General features: G+C 41.6%; 21 protein-coding genes. 18 read left to right on the top strand and 3 right to left on the bottom strand.

The window, feature by feature from the left end:
* Positions 1–514 precede the first annotated feature (514 nt).
* The 12 genes from ACFX4X_RS07850 (at position 515) to rbsB (ending at position 14,925) form a co-directional block, all read left to right on the top strand.
* The gene (locus ACFX4X_RS07850; RefSeq protein WP_284469120.1) at positions 515–1,867 is read left to right on the top strand and encodes an aspartate aminotransferase family protein; all 1,353 of its coding nucleotides are present in this window, start codon (positions 515–517) and stop codon (positions 1,865–1,867) included.
* 7 nt (positions 1,868–1,874) lie between these two features.
* On the top strand, positions 1,875–3,389 hold the full coding sequence (locus ACFX4X_RS07845) for a pyridoxal phosphate-dependent decarboxylase family protein (RefSeq protein WP_377382795.1): 1,515 nt from the start codon (positions 1,875–1,877) through the stop codon (positions 3,387–3,389).
* A 2-nt stretch (positions 3,390–3,391) separates the two neighbouring features.
* Positions 3,392–5,194 carry an IucA/IucC family protein gene (locus tag ACFX4X_RS07840; protein ID WP_377382793.1) on the top strand — a complete coding sequence of 601 codons (1,803 nt, stop codon included), beginning with the start codon at positions 3,392–3,394 and terminating at the stop codon, positions 5,192–5,194.
* On the top strand, positions 5,184–5,768 hold the full coding sequence (locus ACFX4X_RS07835) for a GNAT family N-acetyltransferase (RefSeq protein WP_284469123.1): 585 nt from the start codon (positions 5,184–5,186) through the stop codon (positions 5,766–5,768). Before ACFX4X_RS07840 ends, ACFX4X_RS07835 begins: the two co-directional genes overlap by 11 nt.
* A complete protein-coding gene (locus ACFX4X_RS07830; RefSeq protein ID WP_377382791.1) occupies positions 5,743–7,071 on the top strand; it encodes a lysine N(6)-hydroxylase/L-ornithine N(5)-oxygenase family protein in 1,329 nt (442 codons plus the stop codon). Before ACFX4X_RS07835 ends, ACFX4X_RS07830 begins: the two co-directional genes overlap by 26 nt.
* A 22-nt stretch (positions 7,072–7,093) precedes the next feature.
* Positions 7,094–8,905 carry an IucA/IucC family protein gene (locus ACFX4X_RS07825; RefSeq protein ID WP_377382789.1) on the top strand — a complete coding sequence of 604 codons (1,812 nt, stop codon included), beginning with the start codon at positions 7,094–7,096 and terminating at the stop codon, positions 8,903–8,905.
* Positions 8,906–9,286: 381 nt separating this feature from the next.
* Positions 9,287–10,273, top strand: coding sequence for a LacI family DNA-binding transcriptional regulator (locus ACFX4X_RS07820; RefSeq protein ID WP_089363720.1), 987 nt, complete (start codon positions 9,287–9,289; stop codon positions 10,271–10,273).
* Positions 10,270–11,154, top strand: coding sequence for a ribokinase (gene rbsK / locus ACFX4X_RS07815; RefSeq protein ID WP_377382787.1), 885 nt, complete (start codon positions 10,270–10,272; stop codon positions 11,152–11,154). The genes ACFX4X_RS07820 and rbsK overlap by 4 nt, the downstream gene beginning before the upstream one ends.
* Positions 11,151–11,543 (top strand): D-ribose pyranase, encoded by a 393-nt coding sequence (rbsD, locus tag ACFX4X_RS07810; RefSeq protein WP_377382786.1) that lies wholly within the window; start codon positions 11,151–11,153, stop codon positions 11,541–11,543. Before rbsK ends, rbsD begins: the two co-directional genes overlap by 4 nt.
* Positions 11,544–11,561: 18 nt before the next feature.
* A complete protein-coding gene (locus ACFX4X_RS07805) occupies positions 11,562–13,043 on the top strand; it encodes a sugar ABC transporter ATP-binding protein (RefSeq protein WP_377382784.1) in 1,482 nt (493 codons plus the stop codon).
* A 1-nt stretch (position 13,044) separates the two neighbouring features.
* Entirely contained in the window at positions 13,045–13,989 is a 945-nt protein-coding gene (locus tag ACFX4X_RS07800) for an ABC transporter permease (protein ID WP_377382782.1), read from the top strand.
* A gap of 15 nt (positions 13,990–14,004) precedes the next feature.
* Positions 14,005–14,925, top strand: coding sequence for a ribose ABC transporter substrate-binding protein RbsB (rbsB, locus tag ACFX4X_RS07795; RefSeq protein ID WP_377382780.1), 921 nt, complete (start codon positions 14,005–14,007; stop codon positions 14,923–14,925).
* 284 nt (positions 14,926–15,209) lie between these two features.
* Here rbsB and gdhA read toward each other — a convergent pair whose 3' ends face one another.
* On the bottom strand, positions 15,210–16,592 hold the full coding sequence (gene gdhA / locus ACFX4X_RS07790; RefSeq protein ID WP_284469129.1) for an NADP-specific glutamate dehydrogenase: 1,383 nt from the start codon (positions 16,590–16,592) through the stop codon (positions 15,210–15,212).
* Between the two features lie 155 nt (positions 16,593–16,747).
* On the opposite strand from gdhA, the gene gltC reads away from it, so the two are divergent.
* The 3 genes from gltC to ACFX4X_RS07775 all read left to right on the top strand — a co-directional run bounded on the left by gltC (position 16,748) and on the right by ACFX4X_RS07775 (position 20,560).
* Entirely contained in the window at positions 16,748–17,650 is a 903-nt protein-coding gene (gene gltC, locus ACFX4X_RS07785; protein ID WP_061465884.1) for a glutamate biosynthesis transcriptional regulator GltC, read from the top strand.
* 607 nt (positions 17,651–18,257) lie between these two features.
* On the top strand, positions 18,258–19,250 hold the full coding sequence (locus ACFX4X_RS07780; protein ID WP_089363738.1) for a PTS sugar transporter subunit IIC: 993 nt from the start codon (positions 18,258–18,260) through the stop codon (positions 19,248–19,250).
* 110 nt (positions 19,251–19,360) lie between these two features.
* Complete coding sequence (locus ACFX4X_RS07775) at positions 19,361–20,560, top strand: class I SAM-dependent rRNA methyltransferase (protein WP_377382778.1); 1,200 nt, start codon at positions 19,361–19,363, stop codon at positions 20,558–20,560.
* A gap of 83 nt (positions 20,561–20,643) precedes the next feature.
* Here ACFX4X_RS07775 and ACFX4X_RS07770 read toward each other — a convergent pair whose 3' ends face one another.
* Complete coding sequence (locus tag ACFX4X_RS07770) at positions 20,644–21,315, bottom strand: lysoplasmalogenase (protein ID WP_317778327.1); 672 nt, start codon at positions 21,313–21,315, stop codon at positions 20,644–20,646.
* A 136-nt stretch (positions 21,316–21,451) separates the two neighbouring features.
* Complete coding sequence (locus ACFX4X_RS07765) at positions 21,452–22,720, bottom strand: dicarboxylate/amino acid:cation symporter (RefSeq protein WP_377382776.1); 1,269 nt, start codon at positions 22,718–22,720, stop codon at positions 21,452–21,454.
* A 161-nt stretch (positions 22,721–22,881) separates the two neighbouring features.
* Between ACFX4X_RS07765 and ACFX4X_RS07760 the strand changes: the two genes are divergently transcribed.
* From ACFX4X_RS07760 to ACFX4X_RS07750, 3 genes are all read left to right on the top strand, one after another.
* Complete coding sequence (locus tag ACFX4X_RS07760; protein WP_089363730.1) at positions 22,882–23,688, top strand: alpha/beta fold hydrolase; 807 nt, start codon at positions 22,882–22,884, stop codon at positions 23,686–23,688.
* A gap of 302 nt (positions 23,689–23,990) precedes the next feature.
* Positions 23,991–24,746: a threonine/serine exporter family protein gene (locus tag ACFX4X_RS07755; protein WP_061465879.1), complete on the top strand. Its 756-nt coding sequence runs from the start codon at positions 23,991–23,993 to the stop codon at positions 24,744–24,746.
* 16 nt (positions 24,747–24,762) lie between these two features.
* Positions 24,763–25,212 (top strand): threonine/serine exporter family protein, encoded by a 450-nt coding sequence (locus ACFX4X_RS07750; protein WP_176431972.1) that lies wholly within the window; start codon positions 24,763–24,765, stop codon positions 25,210–25,212.
* Positions 25,213–25,254 lie beyond the last annotated feature (42 nt).

Raw genomic sequence — 25,254 nt, 5'->3', positions numbered from 1 at the left:
ATATAGTTTAAGGTTTTGGTCTAAAGTCATCGGCGAAAGTAATGGAAGGCTTTACACCAATTCAATAAAAAAGAATCCCTATTATTCTAAACTGGTAATAGTTTGTTTAAACAATATCATTTTAAAAGAACTTAGCACTTTCGCATATTCCATTATAGGGCCCTTTATGGAATAACATGACTAACGTTAATAAATAACAATAATGTAAGGTGCTTTTTAAGTTGTGGTTACTGTCAAAAAGCCATTCCCGCCACCCTTCAAACCATTCTTTGGTGACTCCTCATTTTCATAATTTTCATCTTCGCTTAGCTTAGAAACACAACTATATAAAACCTTTCTGTTTAATGTATAAATAGGGATCAAGTCCCAATTTTAACCTTTTCATAACTTTACTGGAAATTACTAGAAGAAAGATGAGCGGATTTACTTATTGAGAATAATTATCATTGTCAGTAGAATGAATTTCATGATAATGATAATTATTCTCAATTAATTTAATACATGGAGGCTCACTATGGTAACGAACATGCTTACAAAAAATGATCAATTACTGGAACAACAGAACACAAGGGAATCAAATGCCCGATCTTATCCTAGAAGATTACCCATGGCCATCGATCAAGCGGAGGGAATTTATTTAACAGACATGGACGGAAAAAGATATATTGATTTTCTTGCCGGCGCTGGAACATTAGCACTCGGACACAATCATCCGGCTGTGCTTGAAGCAATGGAAAAAGTTCTTAAGAATAAACGGCCTTTACATACATTGGACTTTACGACACCAATCAAGGAGCAGTTCGTTGATGAAATTTTTGAAAGCCTGCCTGAAGAATTCAGAAAAAATGCAAAAATTCAATTCTGTGGTCCTACTGGCGGAGATGCCATTGAGGCAGCACTTAAATTAGTTAAAACAGCCACAGGCAACAGAAGCATTTTATCCTTCCAAGGGGCTTACCACGGGGCAACCCATGCAACCATGTCAATCAGCGGTAATACAAAACCAAAGGAAAAAATACAAGGGTTAATGCCGGATGTACATTTCCTGCCGTATCCCTATCAATATCGCTGTCCCTTTGGAATTGGCGGAGAAGAGAGCCATAAAATCAGTAGTCAGTATATCGAAAATCTACTAAACGATCCTGAGTCCGGTTTATTGGCACCTGCAGGAATGATTTTAGAGGCAGTACAAGGAGAGGGTGGTTCCATTCCCGCTCCAATTCCATGGCTTAAGGAAATCAGAAGAATAACAAAAGAGAAGGGCATTCCGTTAATTATCGACGAGGTTCAATCCGGTATCGGCCGGACAGGGAAAATGTTTGCCTTTGAACATGCAGGAATCGTTCCGGATGTTCTGGTCTTATCAAAAGCAATAGGGGGGAGTCTTCCATTATCGGTTGTGATTTATAACAAAGAGTTGGACATATGGTCTCCAGGCGCACATATCGGTACGTTCCGTGGAAATCAATTGGCGATGGCAGCGGGAACAGCAACTTTAAAGTATATGAAAGAGACGAATCTTGTGGATCATGCCGCTAAAATGGGAGAAACCTTAAGTAATATTCTTAAAGATTTGCAAAAGGATTTTCAGCAAATCGGGGATGTTAGAGGCCGTGGATTAATGGTCGGTGTGGAAATGGTCAACCATGAAGAACCGCAAAACGCGAACGGAAGCTATCCAGCTGATTCCGAACTTGCCAGTGCCATTCAGCAGGAATGTTTTCAAAGAGGGTTGATTTTGGAAGTTGGCGGAAGACATGGAAGTGTAGTGAGGTTTTTGCCTCCATTGATCGTAACGGAATCCCAGCTTTATGAAGCCACTGCAATTTTTGAACAGGCTGTTCGTGCAGCTGTTGCTAGAGGGTGAATGATCAATGATCGAAATGATAACTAAAACTAAAACTGATTTTGCCTATTCTCCATTATTTTTGAACAACGAAGAAGGTTTCAATAACTATAGCCAGTCATTAAAAATCATAGAAAAAAAGCTGACGAATTTTTTAAAGGGGAACAATCTGGCTTACTCTGGGAAAAAACCGAATGAAATAGAAGCAAGGTTAAACGAGGTGACCCTCGCTTCCTTAAAAGGGGAGACAATGGAAGCAGTAGCTGCTGAGCTTGCAGAGTTTGTTATTAATGACAGCATCAATGTACACAGCCCTACTTGTATCGGACATTTGCATTGCCCGACACTAATACCTGCAGTGGCTGCCGAAATGATTATCGGTACGTTGAATCAATCCATGGATTCATGGGACCAAAGCTCGACGGCAACCTTCGTTGAAGAGCATTTAATAGATTGGCTGTGCAGTCAGGTAGGGTTGCCTGAACAAGCGGATGGGATTTTCACAAGCGGTGGAACCCAATCTAATTATATGGGACTGCTATTGGCGAGGGACGCTTATTGTAAGCGTTACTGGGATGTGGATGTTCAACAGCATGGCTTGCCGGTCGAGGCGAAAAAATTGCGGATTTTATGCTCCGAGGCTGCCCACTTTACAGTTCGTAAATCAGCGGCACAGCTGGGGCTTGGAGAACAGGCAGTGATCACGGTTAAAACGGATTCAAATCATCGTATGTCTATGGGTGAATTAAACAACGAGTTACTGCTTTTAGAGGAACAGGGTTTACTTCCATTTGCTATCGTTGCTACTTGCGGAACGACGGATTTCGGTTCAATCGATCCATTACATGAAGTGTCCCTAGCAGCAAGGAAGAATGGGATATGGCTGCATGTGGACGCCGCATATGGCGGCGCGATGATTTTAAGTAAGGATTACAAAGAGTTAATCAGCGGAATTGAACTGGCAGACTCGATTACGGTTGATTTTCACAAATTATTCTATCAACCCATCAGTTGCGGTGCCTTTCTTGTCTCGGATACCAACTCATTTCAATTTATCCAGCATCACGCCGATTACTTGAATCCACAGGAAGATGAAGCGGAGGGCATGGTTCACTTGGTCAATAAATCGGTGCAAACGACGAGAAGGTTCGATGCACTGAAACTTTGGATGTCATTGAAGGTTGTCGGACTGGATACCTTTGCCGAAATGATTGACTATACTTGTCATCTTGCACGTGAAGTGGCTGTGAAGATCGATCAAGCGGAAGGATTCAGTGTATTAAATAAAGGCCCTGAATTGAATGCGGTTGTATTCCGTTATAATCCCGAGGGAGAAAGTGATCAGTTAGTAAATCAATTAAATAAACAGATTCAGCAAGAATTACTGAAAAGCGGACGGGCATTTTTAGCAAAAACGCGTTTTGACGGACAGGTGTATTTAAAAATGACACTATTGAATCCAATGACAAGGCTTGAACACATAGAGGGAATTTTAGACGAAATCCGAGTATTAGGTGAAATGTTCAAGATGATGGAGGAATGAAGATGAATGGTAAGCAGATAGCTGAAAGGGCGACGATGCAAAGCTTTCTGAATTGTTATTTCCGGGAAACTGGAAATTGCAGTTTGGAGGAAACGAAGAACTGGCCTGATTTGGAGGGTTCTATTCCGGATTCATTATTAGTCAGTAATCTCTTATCCCAAGATATTGCATTGCTAGTTCCATTGAAATATTGGTCGGAAACGGGGCGTCATATTTTTACCTTCCCGATTTACTACCAAAATGCATCCAAACAAGTACGTGAATTAGATTATGTGACGATGGTCTCGATTGTTTCTAAAGAATTATTGAATGAGCAGGGCAGGACGGATAGTGAAGATGAATTGATGCTGCGTGTCATCCTGAGCAGCCAAAATATTCAACGGTATGTGGAAGCAAGGACAGAAGACATTGATGCGCTTCAAAGTCCTGATTTTACCTTTATCGAAGCGGAGCAGTCGCTATTATTTGGGCACCTGTTCCATCCTACACCGAAAAGTAAGCAGGGCATTTCAGAAAAAGATGAATGGATCTATTCACCCGAATTAAAAGGTGAGTTTCAGCTGCACTACTTCCTGGCAGAGCCTTCGATCGTCATCCAAGATTCTAGTGAAGTCCGATCGGCAAGTGAAATCATTAAACAGGAATTAGCCGGTGACTTGGAGATTTCCAGTGAATTCCGTGACACGTATTGCCAAAAGGAAAGCCGGTATAGCATTATCCCAGCACATCCGCTCCAGGCAAAAGTGCTTATCGAAAAAGAAGAAGTTAAAAGGCTTATCAAGCAAGGAACACTAATTTACGTTGGACCGCTTGGGAAAAAATTCACGGCTACCTCTTCTTTTAGAACGGTATATAGTGCCACATCGAGATATATGTACAAATTTTCCGTTCCGGTCAAAATCACGAATTCGTTACGTGCAAATCTGCAAAAGGAACTTGATCGTGGTGTGGAAATCGCTAAATTAATCGATTCAAAAGTGGGAGACGTGCTAAAAGAACAGCATCCCTCCTTCCGTATTATTAAGGACCCTGCTTATCTAACGATCAAAACAACAGAACAAGAATCAGGATTCGATGTTGATATCCGGGAAAACCCTTTTTATGAAAACAATGAACAAGCAAGTCTGATTGCAGGCTTGTGCCAGGATAATGCCTATGGTGCACCATCAAGGCTTGGAGCGATCATCCGCAAATTATCAGCTGATGAAAACCGCAGTACCGAAGAGGTAAGTAAGGATTGGTTCAAAACTTATCTTTCAATGACATTAAAACCGATGCTTTGGCTATTTGAAGTGTATGGAATCGTTTTAGAAGCCCATCAACAAAATTCCATCATTCAACTTCAAGATGGGTATCCATCCACTTTTTATTATCGCGATAATCAAGGGTATTACTATTGTGAGTCCAAAGTGGACAGGCTGTTGAAGATCCTGCCTGAACTAAGTGAAAAAAGCTTCACGATTTGTTCTGATGAAGTCGCTGAAGAAAGACTGCAATACTATTTCTTTTTTAATCACTTATTAGGCTTGATCAATAATTTTGGTACGGAAGGGTTAGTATCAGAGAAAACCCTGTTACAGCTCGTTCAGGAACAACTGGAAACAAGCAGCAGGGAAAGCGGAGATGAGGGGTTGAATCGAGTTATTGCAAGGTTGCTTCATGCCCGGGAATTATCTTGTAAGGCTAATTTACTGACGCGGTTTCATGATATGGATGAACTTGTTGGTTCACTTGAGACGCAATCCGTTTATACGACCATTGAAAATCCTTTCGCGCAGGGGGTTTTAGCCGTCCATGAAAAATAGTTATGAAGAAATGCTGAAGGACTGTAATCAACAGCTTTCATTCGTCAAAGTTGAATTTGAGAGGGATTTAGATACACTGCATAAATGGATGCATGAAGATCATGTGATACCATACTGGAATTTGAATTTCACAAAAGAAAAATTTGCTGTTCATTTGCAAAAGGCATTGGCTGATGCACACCAAACACTCTATTTAGGCTGCCTGGACTCAATCCCAATGAGCTATTGGGAATCGTATTGGGTAAAAGGCGATATCATCGAAGATTATTATCAGTCCGAAGAGGGAGATCAAGGCATTCATTTACTCATTGGTGATCCAGATTATCTTGGAAAAGGACTGGCTTTGCCGTTCTTACGTGCAATGGTGAAATACCAACTACTTACTGCTAGAACAAAAAAGGTGATGGCAGAACCGGATATCCGGAACGCAAAGATGATTCATCTATTTGAAAAGTGTGGGTTTACCCCAATTAAAGAAATTGAGCTCCCTGACAAAACAGCATTACTCATGGCATGTACACGGGAGAATTTCGAGAGGAAGTGGAAGTATGGAGAAGCAACAATCTATCTATGACCTGGTAGGGATAGGGATAGGTCCCTTTAATCTTGGACTTGCAGCCCTTTTGGAGAAAAGCCCGGAGTTGAATGCAGTCTTTTTTGAGAAAAAGCAGGAATTCAATTGGCATGAAGGGATGCTGTTGGAGGGGACAACTCTGCAGGTACCGTTCTTTGCTGACCTAGTCAGCATGGCAGATGTGACAAGTCGATATAGTTATCTGAATTATTTACAGCAGCATGACCGGCTTTATCATTTCTACTTCCTTGAAAAATTCTTGATTCCACGAAAAGAATATAACGACTATTGCCGCTGGACTGCCAATCAACTTGATAGCTGCTGTTTTGGAAAAGCGGTGGAGGCGGTGGAGTATATAGGGAATCAAGATGAAACCTTCTATCAAATCAGTGTAAGGGATGAACAAACACAAAAGATCGAAGTCTATTATAGCCGCCATGTAGTCATGGGAATTGGAAGTGCCCCGACTGTGCCGGCTGCATTTAGTCCATATAAAGGAGAGAGCATCCTTCATTCGGCCGATTATTTACGGAACAAAGAAAATGTCCTGAAGAAAAAATCCATCACGGTTGTCGGATCTGGACAGAGTGCGGCCGAGGTCTTTGAAGATCTTCTGAATGAGCAGGAGAAGCATGGTTACCAGCTAAACTGGTATACAAGGTCCAAAGGGTTTTTCCCTATGGAATATTCAAAACTTGGGTTGGAGTACTTCACTCCGGATTACCTTGATTTCTTTTATCGGCTGCCACAGGAAAAGAAGGATGACATTTTACCAAAACAAGACCTCTTGTATAAAGGAATCAGCGCGACAACAATTGCGGCGATTTTTGACAAGATGTATGAAAAATCGATTGGAAATGCAGAGCTTTTCATTGAACTTAGGGCGATGACGGAAGTTGCATCCGTAGAGCCAACTGAAAATGGCTGGACATTGAAATGTTCACAATGGGTGGAAGAAAGTGAATTTGATGTGGATACAGAGGCTGTTGTTTTTGGAACGGGCTATAAATCGACCGTTCCGGCATTTCTTGACACCATGGAAGAGCTTTTAATCCGCGATGATTTAGGCCGTCTTGCAATTACGAAAGACTATCGGATTGGAACGACCATCTCTACAGCGAATCATCTTTTTATTCAAAATGGCGAGGTACATACGCATGGCGTGGGGGCACCTGATCTAGGATTAGGGGCATTCCGAAATTCCATTATTATCAATCAATTGGCAGGTAAAGAGGTTTATCCATCCGAGCCAAAGGGTGCTTTTCAGTCATTCCGTGTAAAATCACCAGTCATGGCTTACTAATAGAAGGAAAGGGGAGCAATATATGCAGTTCATGAATGAAGTGGAACAGGCGGTTTCTGAAAAAAATTGGTCGATAGTAAACCAAAACCTGCTGGCAAAGATGATTTCTGAGTATATGTATGAAGATATGATCCATCCAGCTGTATTGAAAGAAAATGAAGCAGGAAACCTATATGAGTTAGAGATTAATGAGGGGAAATCTTATCAATTTTTGGCTTCGCCCCGTCTTTTTGACAGCTATGAAGTACAGGCTGAGTCGATCCAGGTCTGCGAAATGGAAGGTTTTACACAGGCCAATGATGCTATTCAATTCATTTTAGACATTCAGCCGTTAATTGGGATGACTGCAGAAACAACAGGACATTTAATCAAAGAATTCCATCATACGCTGCTTGCGGACCTTCAATTGCTATCCAAACCTGAACAAGGCGCGGATGATTTAGTCGAGCTGGACTATGCGTTACTTGAAGGAGAAATGAGCGGTCACCCTTGGATTGCTTATAACAAGGGAAGAATCGGTTTCGGTTTTGATGATTACTTGAAGTTTGCTCCAGAAAACCAGAAGGAAGTTCAGTTATCATGGATTGCGGTCCATAAAACGAGGGGTGAGTTCAATTCCATCGAAACGTTGTCCTATAAGCAATTGATGGAGAATGAACTAGATGAGGAAACCCAAAAATCATTTGTAAAAAGATTGACAGAGAAAGGGCTGAAGGCAGAAAACTATTACTACCTCCCAGTCCATGAATGGCAGTGGAAGAATGTAATCATCCAGAATTTTACCGATGACTTGGCTAAAGGGCTGATTGTAGCTTTAGGAAATGGTCCTGATGAGTATCTGCCGCAACAATCCATCCGGACATTTGTTAATGTATCGAATAAGAATAAACACCACGTCAAGCTGCCAATGAGCATTTTAAATACGCTAGTCTACCGTGGATTACCAGCGGAACGCACAGTCATTGCGCCAAAAATCACAGAGTATATAAAGAACATTTATGAAAATGATTCATTCTTGAAAGAACAATGCAAAGTGGTGCTTCCTGGTGAAGTGGCCAGTTTAAATGTTGATCACCCGTATTATTCCAAGCTAGAGAATGTACCCTATCAATATTTAGAGATGCTGGGCGGTATTTGGAGAGAAAGTATTTACAGTTATATGGAAGAAGGCGAAAAGCCCATTACGCTTGCGTCCCTTTTACATGTGGACAGCAAAGGGAAACCATATGTGGAAAGCCTTATTGAAAAATCGGGATTGTCTGCAGAAGCCTGGACAGCTCAATTATTTGACGTCATTCTATCACCATTATTACATTTTATCTATCAATATGGATTGGTATTCTCGCCGCATGGCCAAAACACCATTTTAGTCTTGAAGGATTACAAGCCTCACCGTTTGGCCATCAAGGATTTTGTAGATGATGTAAACGTCAGTGATCAGCCGCTTCCTGAATTAAGAAGCCTTCCTGATGATTTAAGGAAAGTACTAAGAAGTGAGACTCCCGAGGGGCTGGTTCAATTCATTTTCACGGGACTATTCATCTGTCATTTCCGATACTTGTCAACACTTCTGATGAAGAGGTCCCTTTTGGATGAGAATGCCTTTTGGGAAGGTGTCGCTCAAACAATCCATACACATCAGAAAAAATTCCCTATGCTACAGGATCGTTTCGATACATTCAATTTCTTTGCGCCAAAATTGACAAAACTATGCCTGAATAGAAATCGGATGCTTCAATATGGTTATAGCGATGGTGAAGACCGTCCGCATGCATCTGAATTTGGGCGTGTGAATAATGCACTTTTTGAAAAGTTACCTGCAAAAACGCTTTAAAGTTAAGCTTGCTCAGACTTTTGAGCCAGTTTCAGACAGTAGACAAACCCGATGAAAATCGAGTTTGTCTACTGTTTTTTATAGTTTTTACAATTTGACCGTTGATTTCCGCTCCAGGTACTCGCTTTCCGCGAGCGGTCAGCCCTCGGCTTACGCCTGCGGGGTCTCCCTAGACGCGCTTTTCCCGCAGGAGTCTCGTATACCCGTTCCAATCAATTTTGTTAAAAAATTTATAGAGCGATAATAGCTAACAAAAAGATTGTGTTATCCTCTTTGGTTCAAACTCCCTAAAAATTATCTTTGGAATAGGACTTGCCGTTCATATAAATTGGTGATAAGCTATTGTGTAAACGGTTACATAAGAGTATTGAGGTGGATATATTGGCAACTATTCGGGATGTTGCAAAGGAAGCTGGGGTTTCTGTTGCTACGGTTTCTAGAGTGATGAATGGCAGTGGTTATGCACATGAGGACACAAAAAAGGTGGTCATGGCAGCTGTTGAAAAGTTAAACTATAAACCGAATGAAGTGGCAAGATCCCTCTACAAACGTAAATCCAAATTGATTGGTTTAATCTTGCCGGACATTACGAATCCCTTCTTTCCAGAAATGGCAAGAGGTGTCGAGGATTATCTGCAGCAATTTGGATATCGATTAATCTTTGGAAATAGCGATGAAAAGAGAGATAAAGAAATAGAATATATTGACACTTTTCTACAGAATAATGTAGTGGGCATGATTGCTTCCACTAGTGAAGAAGCAAATGAAAACTTCGATAACCTGGATATTCCAGTAGTCCTTCTCGACCGTACAGCAGAGAAATTACCAGCCGTTTATTCCGATCAAAAGACAGGCGGTAAGCTGGCAGCACGCGTATTGCTGGATAGAGGCAGTACGAATATTGTCCTCATTAGGGGGCCAGTCGAAATAAAGCCTGTATATGAACGATATAAGGCTGCATTGGAGGAATTGGAACAAGCGGAAGTGAACGTGCAAGTCATGGATTCAACTCTGACCCTTCAGGGCGGCCAAATTTGTGTGGGACAGCTGTTCGAGCAATATCCGGAAACGGATGGAATCATAGCTTGTAATGATATCGTTGCAGCTGCCGCACTTCAGGAGATTTTAAAACGGGGAATACGGATTCCGGAAGACATACAATTGATCGGCTATGATGATATCGCTTTTACATCGTTATTGCACCCACCATTATCGACAATAAGGCAGCCAGCCTATGAGATGGGGGCACAAGCGGCGGAAATGCTCATTAAAAGGATCAATCAGGAAAAATTGGAAGTAACGCACAAAAAGCTCCCTGTTTCTTTTGTGGAGAGACAAACAACGAGAAGGAAGGCGGAGAAGACATGATTAGAATTACAGTAGTGGGAAGTTCCTCAATGGACTTAGTGGTGACATCAGCAAAGCGGCCAATGGCCGGGGAAACGGTTTTAGGAGAGTCTTTTATAACGGTTCCTGGAGGGAAAGGAGCCAATCAGGCTGTGGCAGCGGCCCGTCTTGGTGCACAAGTATCGATGGTTGGATGTGTAGGTGATGATGTCTATGGAGAGATCATATTAGAAAACCTGAAAAAAAATCATGTAAACACAGAGTATGTGGAACCGGTTACAGGTTCTGCTTCAGGGACAGCACATATTACCCTTTCGGAAGGTGATAACAGCATTATTGTCGTAAAAGGTGCGAATGATTTCATTACTCCTGAATATGTAGAAAAGGCGAAAAAGGTGATAGAGGAATCGGATATCGTGTTGGTTCAGCAGGAAATACCCGAGGAAACTGTGGAGTATCTGGCTGACTTGTGCAACATGCTTCAAAAGAGATTACTATTGAACCCAGCTCCCGCCCGCAAGTTAAGCGAGGCTGTCATTCAACAGGCATCATTCCTTACTCCGAATGAACATGAATTCGAGATACTATTCGATGGGAGAGATAGAACGGAAGTCTTGACTGAGTATCCAAATAAATTATTCATTACCGAAGGGAAAAATGGCGTCCGTTACTTTGATGGACATGAAGAAAAGGTTGTTCCAAGCTTTGAAGTGGAAGCGGTGGATACAACAGGTGCAGGGGATACATTCAATGCAGCCTTTGCGGTGGCTGTTGCAGAAGGAAAAAGTTTTGACGAAAGTTTGTTGTTCGCGAACCGGGCAGCTTCCATTTCCGTGACGAAATTAGGTGCTCAAGGCGGCATGCCGCAAAGGGTAGAGGTCGAGAGGGGCTTTGAAGCATGAAACGTCAAGGAATCATCAATAGTTCAATAGCAAAGGTCCTGGTTGACCTTGGTCATACCGATTATATTGTCGTAGGTGATGCCGGGCTGCCGGTGCCGCCCGGAGTTTGCAAGATAGATTTAGCATTGACGCCTGGGACGCCATCATTTCAAGATGTCGTCCGGGCGGTTCACGAAGATATGATTGTTGAAAAAGTTATCGCTGCCACTGAAGTGAAGGTTAAAAACCCGGAACAGCATCAATACATGGAGCAGCAATTCGGAGCAGAGATTGAATATGTTTCCCATGAGGATTTTAAAAGGCTGACAAGTAACGCGAAAGCCATTATCCGGACCGGGGAGACGACGCCATATTCAAATTGCATATTGCAGTCTGGAGTATTCTTTTAAAGAAATGAGATGATGAGCATGCAAATCGAAATGCACAATATTTATAAAGCATTTGGTCAAAACAAGGTATTGGAAGGTGTTCATTTTTCTTTAGAGGCTGGGGAAGTACATGCACTAATGGGGGAAAATGGAGCAGGGAAATCAACCTTGATGAACATTTTGACCGGGCTGCATAAACAAGATCAAGGAACGATCGAGATTAACGGTAAAGAAACCTCCTTCAAGGATTCAAAGGAAGCGGAGGAGGGGGGAATGGCCTTTATCCGTCAAGAATTGAATATTTGGCCCGAAATGACCGTGCTGGAGAATCTATTTATCGGCAGGGAAATGGTGAATGCCTTCGGTGTCCTGAAGACGAAACAAATGAAAGCGCGTGCAAAGGAGATTTTTAAAACACTTAATATTTCCCTTCCTTTTGATAAGGAAGCCGGATTCTGTTCTGTCGGTGAACAGCAAATGATTGAAATTGCCAAGGCGCTCATGACGGATGCCGAAGTCATCATCATGGACGAGCCCACAGCCGCTTTAACTGATAGGGAAATAGAGAAGCTCTTTGAAGTGATGAAGGGGCTTACCAAAAAGGGTGTATCGCTTGTTTATATTTCTCACCGAATGGAAGAAATATTCGCCATTTGTGACAGGATCACCGTAATGCGTGACGGAAAGACAGTCGATACGAAAAGAATTGCAGAAACAAATTTCGATGAAGTCGTTCAGAAAATGGTCGGGCGGGAGCTGGAGGACCGTTTTCCTCATCGTGAAGCGAATGCTGGCGACATAGTCCTTGATGTGAAAGGTTTAACCAGAAAGGGGCTTTTTGAAGATATCCATTTCGCGGTTCGGCAAGGTGAGATTGTCGGTGTAGCCGGATTGATGGGAGCAGGCAGAACGGAAATAATGCGCGCACTTTTTGGTGTCGACCAAATAGACAGCGGTGAAATCACCATTGAAGGCAAGAAAGTTTCCATACGAAAACCAACGGATGCAGTTCGACACGGCCTGGCTTTCATTACGGAAAATCGTAAAGAAGAGGGATTGATCCTGGACTTTTCTGTAAGGGAAAATATCGGCTTGCCGAATCTCAAGAGTTTTGCTCCTAGCGGTATCGTGAAAACGGAAGATGAGATGAACTTTGCCGAAATGATGATTAAGCGCCTTCACGTGAAGACATCTTCTGCTGAAACGGTCATCGGCAACCTATCCGGAGGTAATCAACAGAAGGTGGTAATCGCCAAATGGATCGGCACGTCCCCTAAAGTTTTAATTATGGATGAGCCGACCCGAGGCATAGATGTTGGTGCAAAACGTGAGATTTATGAATTGATGAATGAATTGACGGAGCGAGGCATCGCCATCATCATGGTTTCGTCCGAACTTCCGGAAATTGTTGGAATGAGTGATAGAATCCTTGTGGTTCACGAAGGTAAAATTTCTGGGGAATTGATAAAGCAGGAAGCGACGCAAGAAAAAATTATGGCATTGGCGACAGGAGGGAACTAGGATGAAACTTGAGGCTACAGGGAAAAGCGGGATTTGGCAGAAATTTGGTCCGTTACTCGCCTTGATTCTATTATTTATCGTAATAACCGTTTTAAATCCATCATTCATGGAACCGAATAATATTTTGAATTTATTGCGTCAAACCTCCATCAATGCACTTATTGCGTTTGGGATGACCTTTATCATATTGACAGGTGGCATCGACTTGTCCGTCGGTTCCATTTTAGCTCTATCCAGCGCACTTATGGCTGGTATGATGGTCTCGGGATTAGATCCGATTTTAGCTATATTAGTAGGGATTCTCCTAGGTGCAATAATGGGGGTAATCAATGGGATTCTCGTTTCAAAGGGAAAAATGGCCCCTTTCATCGTGACACTGGCCACCATGACAATTTTCCGGGGATTAACGCTTGTGTATACGGATGGAAAGCCGATTACTGGAATTGGCGATTCCGTTATGTTCCAGATGCTTGGGAGAGGTTACTTCCTCGGACTGCCGGTACCGGCCGTTGTGATGATTATCGCTTTCATGATCCTATGGTTCCTGCTTCATAAAACATCATTTGGACGTAAAACATATGCCATTGGCGGAAATGAAAAGGCTTCCCGTATTTCGGGGATTAAAGTTGACCGAGTCAAGGTGGCCATTTATGGGCTGGCCGGTACGATGGCGGCAATCGCTGGTGCCATTTTAACATCCCGTCTGAATTCGGCACAGCCGACTGCAGGCCAATCCTATGAAATGGATGCCATTGCAGCCGTGGTGCTAGGCGGAACGAGCCTTTCAGGCGGTAAAGGGCGGTTGTTCGGTACCTTGGTGGGTGTCCTGATCATCGGTACCTTGAATAACGGCATGAATTTACTTGGTGTATCCTCCTTCTACCAGCAAGTGGTAAAAGGTGCAGTTATATTAATCGCGGTCTTACTTGACCGTAAAAAATCATAAGAAGAGGTGTAATCAATGAAAAAAATAGTATCGATCATCATGGTTCTTTCTTTAATGGTCTTGGCTGCCTGTTCAATGGACTCTGGTTTAACAGATGATAAAAAAGAAAAGAAAGACTCCATGAAAGATGTGAAAGTCGGGGTCAGCATTTCTACTTTAAACAACCCATTCTTCGTTTCCTTAAAAGATGGCATTGAAAAAGAGGCAAAAGAAAAGGGCATGAAAGTCACAGTTGTTGACGCCCAGGATGATACGGCAAAACAAATCAGCGGAATTGAAGATTTAATCCTTCAAAAGGTTGATGTCCTTCTTGTGAATCCAACTGACTCTGCGGCAATATCTTCAGCCGTTAAAGATGCTAATGATGCAGGCATTCCCGTTATCACGATTGACCGCTCTTCAGACGAAGGCGATATTGAAACGTTCATCGCTTCCGATAATGTGGCTGGCGGGGAAATGGCTGCAGAATATCTAGTTAAAGAGCTTGACGATAAAGCGAAAGTAGTGGAGCTTGAAGGAGTATCCGGAGCATCCGCAACTCGTGAACGCGGGAAAGGTTTCCACAATATTGCGGACAAGCAGTTAGATGTCCTGACAAGCCAAACGGCGGAATTCGACCGGACAAAGGGGCTTAACGTCATGGAAAATATTCTGCAAGGCAATAAAGACATCCAAGCGGTATTCGCCCATAATGATGAAATGGCACTAGGAGCAATTGAAGCAATCAAGGCAGCAGGAAAAGACATCATTGTGGTTGGTTTTGACGGAAATGATGATGCATTGAAAGCAGTTGAAAACGGTGAACTAAAAGCTACAATCGCCCAACAACCGGCACTTATCGGTGAAGAAGCGGTTAATGCGGCTGAAAAAATCTTAAAAGGTGAAAAGGTAGACGAAAAAATATCTGTTCCATTGAAATTAGTTACTAAAGAATAATAGTTTTGCAATCAGTGAGAGTGTCGGAATTTTTCCGACACTCCTCTTTTTGTAGATCAATGGTTCATTTATTGGCATTAATTTAGTTTATGCCAATGTGGTGGGCTAACAATGTAAAAATCATATTAACCAGTTGAATAAGCAGAATATCAATCTAGCCCATGAAATCATGCTACATAATTTAACATTCACTCCTATAAGGATACCTGTAAAAAGCTGTAATCACTCTTTTACCAAAAATAAGACGGCCCATGTTGGGACCGCCTCCTATTTTTAACTTATTATTAGAGTATGCCTTGAGTCAGCATAGCATCTGCTACTTTAAGGAATCCCGCAATATTGGCTCCGACAACTAAGTTGCCAGGTTCACCATATGCTTCTGCTGCTTCTACACTGTTTTTATAAATATTTTTCATGATACCGTGTAGTTTCGTATCGACTTCTTCAAATGTCCAAGGCATTCTAGCACTGTTTTGGGCCATTTCAAGTGCAGAAACGGCAACACCACCTGCGTTGGCGGCTTTGGCTGGTCCGAATAGGATACCATTATTAAGGAATACGTCAATAGCCTCAAGAGTTGATGGCATGTTAGCACCTTCGCCGATTGCTTTCACGTTGTTTTTAACAAGCACTTTTGCTGCTTCTTCATCAATTTCATTTTGTGTTGCACAAGGAAGGGCGATATCGCATGGTACAGACCAAATTCCATAGCTTCCTTCATTGTACTCAGCTTCGGGGTGAGCATCGACATACTCGCTCAAACGCTTTCTTTCTATTTCTTTTAAACGTTTAACTGTATCTAGGTTCAGACCATTTTTGTCATATATATAGCCATTAGAGTCGCTACATGCAACAACTTTAGCACCCAGCTGTGTAGCTTTTTCAATGGCATAAATGGATACATTGCCTGATCCGGAAATAACAACTGTGCTGCCATTAAATTGTAAACCTTTGTCTTTTAGCATTTCTTCGACAAAGTAAACTGTTCCGTATCCAGTCGCTTCTGTACGGGCTAAGCTTCCGCCGTAACTTATGCCTTTACCAGTTAAAATACCTGCATGGTAGCTGCCTTGAATCTTTTTATACTGACCGAATAGATAACCGATTTCTCTAGCCCCTACTCCGATATCCCCTGCCGGTACGTCTGTATCCGGACCGATATAGCGAGCCAGTTCTGACATGAAGCTTTGGCAAAAACGCATGATTTCAGCGTCTGATTTTCCTTTTGGATCGAAGTCAGATCCGCCTTTTCCACCGCCAATTGGCTGTCCTGTAAGAGAATTTTTAAAGATTTGCTCGAAACCGAGGAACTTGATAATACTGGAGTTTACTGTCGGGTGAAAACGTAGACCGCCTTTAAATGGCCCAATGGCACTGTTGAATTGCACGCGGAAACCACGGTTGACTTGTACATTTCCTAAGTCATCAACCCAAGAGACACGAAAGGTAATCATTCTTTCTGGCTCAACGAGTCTTTCTAAAATCCCACTTTTCATATAAATAGGGTGTTTTGAAAATACTGGTACTAATGAAAGGAATATTTCTTTTACGGCTTGATGGAATTCATTCTCGTGAGGATTACGCTCCTTTACCTGTGCGTATACTTGACTTACAAACTCTTTGGCGACCTGTATTTCCTCTTGCTCAACTTCATGTGATGTTGTCATTACCTTTTCTCCCCTTTTTTGGTAACATGAGAATATATTTGAATATATATATACGTTTTTATGTGATACTTTAATGATATAATTCAAATTTGAAAGAAACAATCTGAATATTAGATAAATAACATGCCGTTTTGATATGAAAGAAGGAGCTTACATTGGAATTAAGACAAATCGAATATTTCATTGAAGTCGCAAAGCGTGAACATATGACGGAAGCAGCAGTGGCTTTGCATGTTGCCCAGTCTGCAGTAAGTCGTCAAATTTATAATTTAGAAGAGGAATTAGGTGTGCCTTTATTTATCCGCGAAGGCCGGAAGATTAAGCTGACACCTATAGGACATACATTTTTAGCGAATATGGAACAAGCTATGGATATTATTGATCGTTCAAAGCGTGAGCTTGCTGAGAGCTTAAATCCGGAAAAAGGGACAATTCGTATTGGCTTTCCAAGTAGTTTAGCTTCTTATATATTGCCAAAGGTTATTTCTGATTTCAGAGAGATTTACCCGCAAGCGAAGTTCACTTTGAAACAAGGCTCATATCGTTACCTGATCGATTCTGTTATAAAAGGAAATATTAACATGGCCTTAATTGGACCTCTACCGGCGAACGAAAAGAAAATTCACGGAGAAACTCTATTTATTGAGAACTTAGTTGCTCTTTTGTCAGAAAGTCATCCTTTGGCCTTGAAGAAGTCATTAAACTTAAATGAACTTCAAGGAAATCCGTTCATCGTATATCCTAAGGGGTATGTTTTACGTGATATTGTTATGAAGGCATGTAAACTGCACGGTTTCGAGCCAGAAGTTGCATTTGAAGGAAAAGATACTGATGCTATTAAAGGTCTAGTGGCAGCAGGACTTGGCGTAACCTTAATACCAGAAATCTCTCTGATTGACAGTTTGCCTCGTTTTACAGTTAGACTGCCGTTGGATGAACCATCCGTAACTAGGGCTGTAGGTGTTATTATTCCAACTGAAAGGGAGTTAATGCCAACGGAGAAACTATTTTATCGATTCCTGAGAGACACTTTTGCAACTTTGGAAGGTTTTCAATAGAAGAGAAGTTAAAAGCTAGGTGTGAGGGGATTCTTTATGAAAGATCACATTTATACCATAGTATAGAGGCGAATCCAATTTAAATGGATTCTCTTTTTTTATAAAAATAGGAATAATTTGTATTTGTAAATGCTAAAAACCTATATTGGAATAATGTATAAGCTATTCCGGCTTAAAACCAGATATTTTAGAGTGTTTTAGTAATAAAAGGATTAATTTATATTAAAATAATACAATATTGGACCTGACTGTATATAAATGTGATACATACCCATTTTTGTAAGCGTGTTTATTTTATTAGAATAAAAATACTTCTTACATTATCAGAAAATTCATGTTATTATACGAACAGACATTATAGGGAGCGGCGAAATAGATGAGTATTTAATAATATGAATTACTTCATATTATTATTCTCTTATTATGTTAGTGGGATTAATTTTGTGGAATTGTTTGAGCCCTGCTTGTGAACTTAGTAACAAGACACTAAAGTAAAATCAACTGGTGTACCCTTCCAAATAATAGGGTTTTTTTGTTAAGTTGAATATTCTGATGATTTATAAGGAGTGGAGATAAAGTGAGCAGGAAAGAATACATCAGCGATCGAATGTACAAGGCTTCAACAGGGATAGCCAACGCAGTTTTGGTAACATTAGGAATCGGGTTATTGTTTGAATCGATAGGGGGATATTTAGATTGGGAGGTCCTCCTGGCAATAGGGGGTGCCGCAAAGGTCTTGCTAGCCCCAGCTTTAGGAGCAGGTATCGCCTATCAGCTTGGAGGTAATTCATTAATTATCTTTAGCGCCATGGCCTCAAGTGCAGTTGGCGGTGCTGCCATCAACAGAACTGCTGAGGGTGCCTTCACGATTGTTACGGGTCAGCCACTAAGTGCCGTTCTGGCAGCCTTAATTGCAACTTATGTAGGTAAGCGCCTAATAGGCAAAACAAAGTTGGATATCATGGCCATCCCATTGGCTGCTGTTCTTGTCGGTGGGGTTTCTGGATATGGTCTAGCACTTGTTACGACACCGTTCCTGACATGGTTAAGCAGTCAAATTACAGCTCAGGTTGAAGGTTCTCCATTAATTGGTTCCATGGTCATTGCATTGGTATGGAGCATTTTATTGATGACACCGGCTTCTTCCGCTGCTCTTGCTATTGCCCTACAGTTAGATCCTGTTTCAAGCGCGGCTGCTTTAATCGGATGTACCGTTCAGTTTGTTGGCTTCACTGTCATGTCTTATAAAGATAATGATATGGGTGGATTCCTTGCACAGATGGTGGTTACGCCGAAAGTTCAATTTCCTAACTTAATCAAAAAACCATTATATGTCGTCCCGCCATTTGTAGCGGCAATCATTTGTGCTCCTATCGCTACGTTGGCATTCGATTTCCAAGTACCGTATGAGCTTGGGGGGATGGGCTTAAGTTCATTGATTGCCCCGATTGCTATCATTACGGGTCAAGGGTTGTACACGTTCCTGGTTTATGTGGCAGTGGGCATGGTCTTGCCAGCTGTGATCACCCTTGCCTTACATCGAGTATTGAAGATGATGGGTAAAGTAAAACCGGGAGATCTTCATTTAGAAGTATCATAATCAAAGATTTTGGAGAAACGGGCCTTGTGACGGAACCAGGCTCGTTTTTATTTATAAAGGGATTAGGGTAAAATGGGGAAGAAAGCAATTGCAAAGATAGGATGATATATATGGGAAAAGAAATAGATATAAAAGTGAAAGCTAAGTTCGTAAGTAAAATCGGCAAGGGCTTTCCCTTGATTGTTAAAGAGTCGATAGCCAACCATAATGACCTTCAGGAAGAGGGATCTTTAGTGCGTTTGGTGGATGAGAATAACCGTTTTCTAGCAAAAGGTTATTATGGTAAACAAAACAAAGGCTATGGCTGGGTATTGACCCGAAGAGAAAATGAAAAAATTGATCAAACCTTTTTTAATGGCAAAATCCGAGCGGCATATGAATTCCGAAAGTCTTTTTTTGAAGATGCGGAGACTACAGCGTTCCGCTTGTTTAATGGGGAAGGTGATGGAATTGGCGGTTTAATCATCGATCATTATGATGGTCACTATGTCATTAGCTGGTACAGCAAAGGGATTTATTCATTTAAAGACTATATCATTAAGGCACTGCAGAATACGGTCGAGGTAAAGTCGCTTTATCAGAAGAAACGATTTGATACGAAGGGGCAATATGTAGAAGAAGACGATTTTGTCATGGGTGAACAGCCGGCATTTCCGCTTCTTGTAAAAGAGAATGGAGTTCATTTCGCTGTCTATCTGAATGATGGGGCAATGGTCGGCGTCTTCCTTGATCAACGCGATGTCAGAAGGAAAATCCGGGATGAATACGCAAAAGGGAAAACGGTGTTGAATATGTTCTCCTACACTGGGGCATTTTCCGTGTTTGCCGCTTTAGGCGGTGCCGTTAAAACAACTAGTGTCGACCTGGCGAATCGCAGTTTACCAAAGACGATCGAGCAGTTCAGTGTGAATGGAATAGATCCTGAAGCTCAAAATATCGTGGTGATGGACGTATTTAAGTATTTTAAATATGCAGTGAAGAAGGCTTTGAAATTTGAAATGGTCATCCTCGATCCACCCAGCTTTGCCAAGTCAAAGAAGTTTACTTTCAGCGCCGGAAAAGACTATACGAATCTATTGAAGGATACCATTTCCATTACGGAAGACAATGGCATCATTATCGCATCAACTAATTGCAGTACGTTTGACATGAAGAAATTCAAGAGCTTCATTGATGTTGCCTTCAGGGAGATGAATGGGAAATATGAGCTCATGGAAGAATTCTCATTGCCGGCTGATTTTAAAACAAGTACGGAATATAAGGAAGGAAATTATTTAAAAGTAGTCTTCATTAAAAAAATTAAAGGATAAGGAAAGGCGTCCACAGTTCCATTAGAGCTGTGAATGCCTTTTTTCATGAGAATGTTTCATGTGGAACGAACGGATATTCGGATTCACTGGATAGACCCTTCACTTTTCAACCCTTTCGATAAATGGAAAGAAGGCTTCATACGAATGCTGTAAGCCATGAAAAACTGAGCTGCATAGTAGGTGAGCATGATCAACGGACCAGAAAAGGCAACATCATCGATAAATTTGTTCCAAGATAAAATGGAGTCCGAGATCACGAACAGGACCCCGCCGATGATTGCCGCGGCATTTCCGGTCATAAATGCCGCCCAGCCCATGAGGGAGATGACCGTTACATAACAGATTACAGGGATGATGAGGCTATTTTCACCTTTTTCAATTAAAGAAAGTACAATTTCACGACCAATCCAAGTGGAGTAAACACAAATTGGGAAAATCGTCGCGAATCGAAGCCATGAAAAGGTCCATAGTTTAAAGAAAGCGGAAATATAGAAAAGGTGGCCGATCAAGAAGGCGGAAAGCCCGATGACGAACCAGATTAACAATCCATCTCCAAGCATGCAACAGAATAAACCAAGAAGTATTAAGGATTTGTATCGATCCTGCCTTCGTCCTGTTGCGCCGGCATAGAGTAAAATCAATAACATGGGAACGATCTTGAAGATGATTTTTATGGATAAAGGCTCTTCCGGTATCAAATAAATATATAATAGTCCCGTGAAAAGGATGGCAGCAGGTAAGCATTTCATTAACATTTAATTCCCTCCTTCAATCTTTAATTCTATGTGAGGGTAAGGAACCCCTTGTCAATTAAAAAAGGTTTGAAGGAAATTCGTGAAAATGAAAAAACTGACTCTTGGTTAACCAGGAGTCAGTTCTTATATCTTAGAATCATACCGCCGAATTTTCTTTAACGAATGCTCGTTTTAACCAGTTTTTCCCTTCAACAAGCCGCGTGACAAGCATGGCACAAACCGTGTTTCCTGTTGAGTTAAGCAGTGTAGCAGGAGCATCGATGATCGTGGATATAACCGCAATGATCGGCAGAACTTCAACAGGAAAGCCGAATACACTAAGAATCAGCATTTCCCCAATCATGCCGCCCCCAGGAATGGCGCCCATAACGGCTCCAACCAAAAAGGCAACAGCAAGTATACTTAAAATGCTTGAAATGCTTGTCATATCCTTTCCAAATAAGCTGAATAGGAAAACGATTTTCAATACCCCTCCGAATACAGAACCATCTTTATGAGTGTTGGCTCCGAGTGGGATGACAGTCTCCGCTATATCCCTTGGCACGCCCATTTTCTTGACCGATTCCAGATTGACTGGAATGGACGCGGCACTGGAACAAGTTGCGATGGCTGTAATGGAAGGTGCCAGGGCACTTTTCCAAAATAGGTTAACTCCATCTTTCCCACCTGCGATAAAGGCATACAAAGTGAAGAAGCCAAAATAATAGATCAAAGCTAAAACTAGATAAAGAATGAAAGTGCGGGCATAGCCTTCTAAAATCTGCGGCCCAAGCTGCCCGATGATCGCAGCAAAATAAGCACCAAGTCCAATTGGAGCATAGTACATGACGATTTTTACGACTTTCATCATGACAGCTGTACCCGCTGTCAAAAACTCAGTAATCGGTTTTGCCTTCTCACCGACCAATGCAGTGGAAAGTCCGATTAATACTGAGAAAACGATAAGCTGAAGCATATTGCTTCTGGATAACAGTTCTGGGAAATCAGATACGGTTACTGTGTTGACCAGTTGACTGAAGAAAGAAACTTTCTCGATGTGCTCTTCAGAGGAACTGTTTTCCATCAGTTCTTTAATGGCTGTCGTATCAGTGCCTTCCAAGGGATTGATGATGGTTGTCCCAATAAACCCAATGACGGCAGCTAAAGCGGCAGTTGTCAGGAAGACGACAACGATACTGCCCATGATTTTCCCGAGACGCTTCATTCCGCTCATATTGGCAATCGCTGAAGCAATGCTGAAAAATACTAATGGCACGATGATCGTAAACATAAGATTTAGAAATAAGTCCCCTAGCGGCTGTATGACCGAGGTTTTCTCACCGAAAACGACGCCCGCTATCCCACCGATAATAATGGCAGTGAGCAGTATTAAGGAGGATCGATAGTTTTTGATAAAACTCTTCATAAAAATTCCGTCCTTTCAGGATGAAGATACAATAAAAATATACTTCATTATCAACTCTAAGATGATGTTTGACAATATATTTTTATAGGAAGGAATGTTAAAAGATGAAACGCAATAAATAATAGGGAATGGATTTGAAAATATCGTGAAGGAGGGATGGAATGGCATTTATTGAGGTGGAAGAAGGCGTTCGGTTGTTTTATGAAGAAAAGGGCCAGGGGAGACCAATTATTTTTATCCATGGTGTGTGGATGAGCAGCCGGTTCTTTAGAAGGCAAGTTCCGTACTTTTCAGAAAAGTATAGAACGATCTTACTTGATTTAAGAAGCCATGGCCAGTCAAATCATGTTCATTACGGGAATACAGTCTCCGCTTATGCAAAAGATCTTCATGCGTTCATTGGTAAACTGGGATTACAGGATGTCATACTCGTAGGCTGGTCCATGGGGGCTTTTGTCGTCTGGGATTATCTCAAGCAATTCGGTGAGGGAAATATTCATTCAACTGTGATTGTCGATGAATTGGCCTCTGATTTTAAGTGGCCCGACTTTAATATTGGCGCATTTGATATGGACACGTTGATTGCCTTCATGACTGAAATTCAAACGAACCGTTCCCCATTTTTACAAAGCTTCCTTGCCTCCATGTTTAAAAATGAATTATCTGTAGCGGATGCAAGCTGGATGCTCGGGGAAGTGACCAAAATGCCAGAATCCATTGCCAGTGCCATTCTATTTGATCAATCGATTGTCGACTATCGTGAATTCTTGCCAAAAATCAATGTTCCCACACTTCTCTGTTTTGGAAGGCTTGAAAAAGTCATCCCGGTAGCTGCAGGGGAACATTTGCATAAAAACATTCCGAATTCCGAACTAGTAATCTTTGAAGATAGTTGCCATTGTCCATTCATTGAAGAAAGCGACTTGTTTAATGAAACCGTAGATGGCTTTATACAAAAAGGAGTGTAAAGGTACAGGATATATTGGATGATGACAGTATATTATAAAGGGATGCAGGCCTCGTGCCTGCATTCATTTTTCATTATAAATACTTCACTTACTATTGTATTTTTCTATTAACCAAGCGGTTTCAGCAAGAAATAAAGGGAATAATGGTACTAAGGTTGTATGTACCGCAATTAGATGGTGTTGATAAATTAAATAGGTAATATTTTTATATCCTTTTCAGAGGAATTGGGCTATTATGAGGTGGATTTAAACTGGTAAGATCGTTTATCTGTTATTACGCAGAAAGTGATGGAGAGGATAAAATGGAAGATCAGTTACCGTACAATGAAATTATAGATGTATGTTTACTAGCGGGAAAAATCATGCTTCAGAACGGAGCGGAAACATCAAGGGTGGAAGATACGATGGTTAGAATTGCTGCAGCGTATGGATGCGGTGACTCCCACAGTTTTTCAACCCCCACAGGAATTATTTTTTCGCTGGATGGAATGCACCCAGCCTCCAAATTAATTCGAGTTTCCCAACGGTCTACAGATTTACATAAGGTAACGCTTGTTAACAGTATATCCCGAAGCATTTCCAGCAAGGAAATGTCACCAGAGGAAGCCTATTTACGGTTAAAGGAAATCGAAAAGGCCGGGATGGGGTATCCCATGTGGGGTCAGGTTTTTGCTGCATTTATAGCGAGCGGCTGTTTTTTAATCATGTTCCAAGGACAGTGGAATGATTTCATCTGGTCCTGTATAGCTGGAGGAATGGGATTCTCTTGCCTGCTTTATTTGCACTGGTTACTGGAAGTTCGTTTTTTTGCTGAATTTATAGCTTCTTTAGTTGTAGGTTTAGTGGCTATGTTCTTTGTCCATATTGGGGTTGGAAGTCATTTGGACACGATAATCATTGGAGCGGTGATGCCGCTTGTACCAGGGCTGTTAATTACTAATGCAGCCAGGGATTTAATTGCAGGGCATTTAGTTTCGGGTCTATCCAAGGGTGCGGATGCAGGTTTGACTGCATTAGCCATTGGGGCAGGAATATCGGCTGCGTTTGTTTTCTTATGATTTTAGAGGGGGAAGAATGATGTTTGCACAGCTTATTACAAGTTTCATTGCCTCAGCCGCCTTTGGAGTGATCTTCAATGTACCGAAAAACTCATTGTTTCAATGTGGTTGCGTAGGGATGTTAGGGTGGGTCTTATACTTCTTTTTGGTTAAAAATGAGATAAACAGCATTATGGCAACTTTAGCGGCTGCATTTATCGTTGCGGTTATCAGCCAGTATTTTGCTAAAAGGTATAAAACCCCGATCACGATTTTTAATGTATCGGGAATCATCCCCCTCGTGCCAGGAGGCTTGTCATATGATGCGATGAAGCATTTTGTCGTAAATGATTTTAATGTTGCCGTTCAATTGGCCGCCAAGGCTTTCATGCTGGCTGGTGCGATAGCAATGGGGCTGATCTTTGCAGAAGTCATGAACCAGCTAGTAACGAAATACAATAGAAGGAAGATAAGATTGAGAAGTTAGATGAATTGTAAAGGCATCCACTTTTATTTTCCTAACTGATTT

This window comes from Peribacillus sp. YIM B13481 (genome assembly GCF_042787985.1).
In the GTDB taxonomy this organism is placed as follows: Bacteria; Bacillota; Bacilli; order Bacillales; family DSM-1321; genus Peribacillus; species Peribacillus simplex_A.
The sequence above is the reverse complement of the archived record's forward strand: the minus strand, read 5'-3'. Positions and strand labels throughout refer to the sequence as shown.

Coding starts and splice junctions, on each gene's coding strand:
- ACFX4X_RS07850 (WP_284469120.1), top strand. CDS start 515: ATGGTAACGAACATGCTTACAAAAAATGATCAATTACTGGAACAACAG.
- ACFX4X_RS07845 (WP_377382795.1), top strand. CDS start 1,875: ATGATCGAAATGATAACTAAAACTAAAACTGATTTTGCCTATTCTCCA.
- ACFX4X_RS07840 (WP_377382793.1), top strand. CDS start 3,392: ATGAATGGTAAGCAGATAGCTGAAAGGGCGACGATGCAAAGCTTTCTG.
- ACFX4X_RS07835 (WP_284469123.1), top strand. CDS start 5,184: ATGAAAAATAGTTATGAAGAAATGCTGAAGGACTGTAATCAACAGCTT.
- ACFX4X_RS07830 (WP_377382791.1), top strand. CDS start 5,743: ATGGAGAAGCAACAATCTATCTATGACCTGGTAGGGATAGGGATAGGT.
- ACFX4X_RS07825 (WP_377382789.1), top strand. CDS start 7,094: ATGCAGTTCATGAATGAAGTGGAACAGGCGGTTTCTGAAAAAAATTGG.
- rbsK (WP_377382787.1), top strand. CDS start 10,270: ATGATTAGAATTACAGTAGTGGGAAGTTCCTCAATGGACTTAGTGGTG.
- rbsD (WP_377382786.1), top strand. CDS start 11,151: ATGAAACGTCAAGGAATCATCAATAGTTCAATAGCAAAGGTCCTGGTT.
- ACFX4X_RS07805 (WP_377382784.1), top strand. CDS start 11,562: ATGCAAATCGAAATGCACAATATTTATAAAGCATTTGGTCAAAACAAG.
- ACFX4X_RS07800 (WP_377382782.1), top strand. CDS start 13,045: ATGAAACTTGAGGCTACAGGGAAAAGCGGGATTTGGCAGAAATTTGGT.
- rbsB (WP_377382780.1), top strand. CDS start 14,005: ATGAAAAAAATAGTATCGATCATCATGGTTCTTTCTTTAATGGTCTTG.
- gdhA (WP_284469129.1), bottom strand. CDS start 16,592: ATGACAACATCACATGAAGTTGAGCAAGAGGAAATACAGGTCGCCAAA.
- ACFX4X_RS07780 (WP_089363738.1), top strand. CDS start 18,258: ATGTACAAGGCTTCAACAGGGATAGCCAACGCAGTTTTGGTAACATTA.
- ACFX4X_RS07775 (WP_377382778.1), top strand. CDS start 19,361: ATGGGAAAAGAAATAGATATAAAAGTGAAAGCTAAGTTCGTAAGTAAA.
- ACFX4X_RS07770 (WP_317778327.1), bottom strand. CDS start 21,315: ATGTTAATGAAATGCTTACCTGCTGCCATCCTTTTCACGGGACTATTA.
- ACFX4X_RS07765 (WP_377382776.1), bottom strand. CDS start 22,720: ATGAAGAGTTTTATCAAAAACTATCGATCCTCCTTAATACTGCTCACT.
- ACFX4X_RS07760 (WP_089363730.1), top strand. CDS start 22,882: ATGGCATTTATTGAGGTGGAAGAAGGCGTTCGGTTGTTTTATGAAGAA.
- ACFX4X_RS07755 (WP_061465879.1), top strand. CDS start 23,991: ATGGAAGATCAGTTACCGTACAATGAAATTATAGATGTATGTTTACTA.
- ACFX4X_RS07750 (WP_176431972.1), top strand. CDS start 24,763: ATGATGTTTGCACAGCTTATTACAAGTTTCATTGCCTCAGCCGCCTTT.